The following is a 4,269-nucleotide window of genomic DNA, read 5'->3' on the forward strand; positions in this document are numbered from 1 at the left end:
AGGGCGGCGAGCAGCTCGGCCGGTCGGCTGAAGTGCTCCCAGGTGGGGATCGGCTGCTGCATGCTGCAGGCCACCACCTTGCCGTCCTGGCGCTCCAGGGCGAAGGGCACGGTGCCCATCCTGGTCTCCAGGAACAGCCTGTCCTTGTCGGTCTCGGCGCCCAGGGCGATGGCGGTGCCCAGCAGCGGGTGGCCGGCGAACGGCAGTTCGTTGACCGGGGTGAAGATGCGGATGCGCGCGTCGCCGTCCTGTTGCGGGCGGAGCACGAAGGTGCTCTCCGACAGGTTCATCTCCCGCGCCATGCGCTGCATGCGCTCGCCGCTGAGGTCGTCGCAGTCGAAGAACACCGCCACCGGGTTGCCTTGCAGCGGTTCGCTGGCGAAGGCGTCTATCACGACATATCTGTGCATGGGCTCTCCTGGCTCAGGGCCGCCGCTCGACCAGCGCATGGCGCAGCAGGTCGGCGATGATGCGCGGACCCTCGCGGGTCAGCACCGATTCGGGGTGGAATTGCATGGAGGCGAAGCGCGGCCCGCGCAGGGCGTGGACCTCGCCGGTCTCGCGGTCGCGGCTGATCTCGATCGGGCCGACCTCGGGGATCTCGATGCGGTCCTGCAGGGCGCGCGCGGCGAAGGTGTTGTAGAAGCCGACGCGCTCGGCTGCGCCGAACAGGTCGATCTGTTTCTGCACGCCCTGGTTGGGCTCCTGCCGGCGTTGCAGGTCCAGGCCCAGGCACAGGCTCAGCACCTGGTGGCTCAGGCACACGGCGAGGAACGGCCGGCGCTCGCTGAGCAGCGAACGGATGGCCAGGTGCAGGTGGCCGATCTTCGGCTGGCCGATCTCGGTGGGGTTGCCCGGGCCGGGGCCCATGATCACCAGGTCGTAGCCGTCGAACGAGTACGGCTCCTGGAAGCCGCGCACGGTCACCGTCAGGCCCAGCGACTTGAGCTGCTTGGCGATCATCGAGGTGAAGGTGTCCTCGGCATCGACGATCAGCACCTCGCGTCCGGACAGGTCGGCCTGCAACTGCTGGCGCTCGCTGGCGCCGCGCAGCCAGAAGTCGGCGATCGGCGCGTTGCGGCTGGCCAGCGCCGCCACCACGTGCGGGTGCGAGCCCAGGCGCTGCGGCGCCTGGCTCTTCAGCGCGGCGATCAGCCCGGAAGCCTTGGCCCGGCTTTCCGCCGCCTCGCCCAGGGGATCGGAGTGGCGCACGATGGTCGAGCCGACGCCGATGCGCAGGCGGCCGTCGCCCTCGATCTCGGCGGTGCGGATCAGGATTGCCGAGTCCAGCGTGCGCCCGCCCTGGCCGTCGCCGCCGATCAGCGCCGCCACCCCGCTGTAGTAGCCGCGACCCTGCGGCTCGTAGCGGCGGATCACCCGGCAGGCGCTTTCCAGCGGGCTGCCGGTGACGGTCGGGGCGAACAGCGTCTCGCGCAGCACCTCGCGCACGTCGCGGCTGGTCTGGCCCTCGATGAAGTACTCGGTGTGCGCCAGGTGCGCCATCTCCTTGAGGTAGGGACCGAGCACCCGGCCGCCGTCCTCGCAGATCCGCGCCATCATCTTCAGTTCCTCGTCCACCACCATGTACAGCTCGTCGGCTTCCTTGCGGTTGTCGAGGAATTCCATGACCTCGGCCAGGTTCGGCCCGGCCGGCGGGTAGCGGTAGGTGCCGCTGATCGGGTTCATCACCGCCAGGCCGTCGCGCACGCTGATGTGCCGCTCGGGCGAGGCGCCGACCAGGGTGCGTTCGCCGGTGTGGACGATGAAGGTCCAGTAGGCGCCCTTCTCGCGCAGCAGCAACTGGCGGAAGAAACTCAGCGCGCTGGCCGTGGCGTAGCCGTCGATGCGCGCCTGGAAGCGCCGCTTGATCACGAAGTTGGCGCCTTCGCCGCGACCGATCTCGTCGGCGATGACCCGCCCGACCACTTCGGCGTAGGCCTCGTCGTCGAGGTCGAAACCTTCCTCGCTCAGTTCCAGCGCCTGGTTCGGCAGCAGCGCCAGGGCCTGCTCCAACGGCAGCAGTTCCTGCTCCAGGACCTTCAGCGCCAGCAGCGGCGTGCCGTCGTCGAGCGCCTCGAAGCCGCGCTCGGCGATCTGCCGGTAGGGAATCAGCGCCAGCAGGTCATGGCGCGGCAGGCCCGGGCCGGGCTCGTCCAGCGGCAGGTCGGCCAGGCCGTGCAGTTCGAGCGTCTCGCCGCGAATCACGTCGAGCAGGCCCGGGCCATTGCTTTCCGGGCGGTAGAGCAAGGCGAACGGCGCCGGCCGTTCGAGCAGGCGCTGCAACAGCGATGTGGGCAGGGCGTTCATTCCAGCACCTCGTCGGTGGTGACCACCATCGCGCAGCGGCTGGCGGCGTATTCCAGGGCCATGCGGTGGTGCGCCTCGCTGAAGTCGGCGATGGCGTCGGCCACCAGGAACGGCTGGATGTCGTTGGAGTAGGCGTCGACCGTGGAGATCAGCACCCCGACGTGGGCGTATACGCCGCACAGCACCAACTGGTCGCGGCCGGCGGCGCGCATCCGCTGGAGCAGGTCGGAGTGGAAGAAGGCGCTGTAGCGCCACTTGGTCAGCAGCCAGTCGTCCGGCCCCGGCGCCAGCTCCTCGACCACCTCGCGGTCGGCCGGACTGGCGCGCATGCCCGGCCCCCAGAAGTCCTTGAGCAGGCCGCGCTGCTCCTCGGTCATGCTGCCCGGCTGGGCGGTGTAGGCGATCTGCACGCCCTGCTCGACGCACCAGCGGCGCAGCCGCGCGGCGTTGGCCACCAGCCCGGCGCGCAGGCTCTCGGGCAGCGGGCGCAGGAAGTAGCGCTGCATGTCGTGCACCAGCAGCACCGCGCGCCGCGGCTCCAGGCTCCAGCGCGCCAGGTTGGCCGGCAGCTGCTGGGCGGTCGGCAAGGGATAGGCGGTGATTTCGGGAATGCCGCTCATGCCACGGTCTCCAGGGGGAAGGTTGCGCTCGGGGACGCTTCTGCGCCGGCCCAGGCCATCACCGCGCTGAGCGCCTGCCAGGGGTTCAGCCGCGGATCGCAGAGGCTGGTGTAGTGCCGGCTGACCTGGTGCAGGCCGCTGGAATCGGCGACGCACTCGGTGACGTCGTCCGGGGTGGTCTCCAGGTGCAGCCCGGCGGCCACGCCGCCGGAGCCGGACACCGCCAGGCGGAACGCCGCCACCTCCTCGGCGATGCTGCGCACCAGGCGGGTCTTGTTGCCGCAGGGCGCGACGATGGTGTTGCCGTGCATCGGGTCGCTCAGCCAGATCACCGGGTGGCCGGCCGCGCGCACCGCCTCCACCAGCGGCGGCAGGCGCTCGCCGACCTTCTGCGCGCCCATCCGCGCGATCAGCGTCAGGCGTCCCGGCTCGCGGCGCGGGTCGAGACGCTCGCAGAGCGCCAGCAACTGGTCGCGGCCGATCTCCGGACCGACCTTGCAGGCCACCGGGTTGAGCACCTCGGCCAGCAGCGCCACATGGGCGCCGTCGACCTGGCGGGTGCGCTCGCCGATCCACGGCCAGTGGGTCGAACCGAGGTAGACCCGGCGCTGCTCGTCCTCGCGCAGCATCGACAGCTCGTAGTCGAGCAGCAGCATCTCGTGGCTGGTCCAGACCGGCGAGGCATTCGCCTCCTGCCCGGACGCGGCGTCCCAGCCCAGGTGGCGCATGATGTTGCGCGCCGCCGCATAGCCCTTGAGAATCCGCTGCGGATCGGCCCGGCGCTGCTCGGCATGGGCCTCGCGGCCGTTGACCATGTCGCCGCGATAGACCGGCAGGGTCTGCTCGCCGACCTGCTCGTGCGGCTTGGAACGCGGCTTGGCGTACTGCCCGGCGATGCGCCCGACGCGGATCACCGGCCGCCGGCCGGCCAGGCGCAGGGCGCCGGCCAGCAGTTCCAGCACGGCGGCCTTGCGCGCCACGTTCTCGGCATGGTGGTCGTCCATGTCCTCGGCGCAGTCGCCGCACTGCACCACCAGCGCCTCGCCGCGGGCGACCCGCGCCAGGGTCGCGCGCAGGGCCAGGATGTCGCCGGCGCGGATCAGCGCCGGACTGCCGCGCAGGTACGCCTGCACGTCGCGCAGGCGCGACGGATCGCCCCATTCGGGTTGCTGCAGCGCTTCGCAGCGCCGTACGCGTTGCAATAGATCGTCCATAGTTCACCCCTTCCAGGATGGCCTCAGGTGGGAATGCCTTCGCGTTTGATCTGCGGGACCGGAATGCTCAAGGCGCGCAATTGTTGGAAGACGTTCATGAATTCGCGGTTGCGCTTGATCTTGCCGTC

Annotated in this window: 4 protein-coding genes and 1 pseudogene; all 5 read right to left on the reverse strand. The window is 70.6% G+C overall.

Annotated features, from left to right (window positions below; all coding sequences use genetic code 11):
• Positions 1–410, reverse strand: a pseudogene (phzF, locus tag HMPREF2924_RS02475) (phenazine biosynthesis protein PhzF); the annotation flags it as partial.
• Between the two features lie 13 nt (positions 411–423).
• The gene (gene phzE, locus HMPREF2924_RS02480) at positions 424–2,307 is read right to left on the reverse strand and encodes a phenazine biosynthesis protein PhzE (protein WP_009316358.1); all 1,884 of its coding nucleotides are present in this window, start codon (positions 2,305–2,307) and stop codon (positions 424–426) included.
• Entirely contained in the window at positions 2,304–2,927 is a 624-nt protein-coding gene (gene phzD, locus HMPREF2924_RS02485) for a phenazine biosynthesis protein PhzD (RefSeq protein WP_003093625.1), read from the reverse strand. Before phzD ends, phzE begins: the two co-directional genes overlap by 4 nt.
• Positions 2,924–4,141 carry a phenazine biosynthesis protein PhzC gene (gene phzC / locus HMPREF2924_RS02490; protein ID WP_015503079.1) on the reverse strand — a complete coding sequence of 406 codons (1,218 nt, stop codon included), beginning with the start codon at positions 4,139–4,141 and terminating at the stop codon, positions 2,924–2,926. Before phzC ends, phzD begins: the two co-directional genes overlap by 4 nt.
• A 23-nt stretch (positions 4,142–4,164) precedes the next feature.
• Positions 4,165–4,269 (reverse strand): PhzA/PhzB family protein (locus tag HMPREF2924_RS02495; RefSeq protein ID WP_003108342.1); only part of this gene is annotated, 105 nt, incomplete at its 5' end.

The sequence above is a fragment of the Pseudomonas sp. HMSC063H08 genome (genome assembly GCF_001813645.1).
Taxonomy (GTDB): Bacteria; Pseudomonadota; Gammaproteobacteria; order Pseudomonadales; family Pseudomonadaceae; genus Pseudomonas; species Pseudomonas aeruginosa.